At 72.6% G+C, this 889-nt stretch carries 1 protein-coding gene; it reads right to left on the reverse strand.

Going from position 1 to position 889, the window contains the following annotated elements:
* Window positions 1-42: 42 nt before the first annotated feature.
* Window positions 43-889, reverse strand: an 847-nt coding sequence (locus D7Y13_RS41805; protein WP_208734561.1) for a hotdog family protein, incomplete at its 5' end; no start/stop codon positions are given.

Here is an 889-nt window from a genome sequence, read left to right on the forward strand (position 1 = left end):
GAGGAAGGTCGTTCATGGTGGCGTCCAGTGGGAATGGGGCTTTCAGGCCATGGGGCGGGCGATGCCACCTTCAACGAGCATGCGCAGCCGCCCCGCTTCGTCATGCGCCGCCGCGCTGCCGCAATGCAGGAGGTCTCCCTCCACGTGCGGTGCGAGCGCCCTCAGGGAGAGGTGCCGGGGCGCGCCGTCGTTGTGCGTGAGCAGGTCCCGGTCGAACGTCGCCCGCTGGACCTGGATGGGCGCGAACACGTCGTTCGACACGCCCTCCACGTGCATCGCGCTCAGCCGCAGGGCCGCGTCCAGGACGAGCGCGGGCACGTGCGTTCCCGCCTGCCGGGCCGCTTCCGGCAGCCCCAGCCGCGCGAAGCGGGCGGTCTGCTCCAGGCGGATCTCCTCCAGGCAGTCGAACATCTTCCGCAGCTCGATGGGGGAGCCGGTGGCGCAGTGCGGATCATGCACGGGCAGGCCGTTGCCCGACGCCGTGGCGGCGGCGAGCTGGGGCGTGGCCCGGGGAGGCTCCGCCGTCAGGGTGAAGCGGGCCTCGGCGTAGACCAGGTCGCGCTCCAGCACCACGCCGGAGGCATGGACGATGTCTCCGGTGAGCCGGACCTGGACGCTGTGCCGGCCGGGGATGTCGGTCAGGGGGGTGCACTCGGCGCGCAGGGCCTGCTGGCCTCCCGGCTTCACGCGGATGAAGCGGGAGAACCGGGCGTCCTCGATGGTGACGGTCCTCAGCTCCGGTCGGCTGTCGCCCAGCGCGCTCTGGAACATCAGGTCCAGGGCCCACGCGCCCGGCAGGGTGGGGGTGCCCCGGACGAGGTGGTCCTCCAGGCAGGGCACGCTCGCCGCGTCGACCACGAGGTCCTTCCGCGTGGGCCCTGGACCTGAT

This window comes from Corallococcus praedator, assembly GCF_003612125.1.
GTDB lineage: Bacteria > Myxococcota > Myxococcia > Myxococcales > Myxococcaceae > Corallococcus > Corallococcus praedator.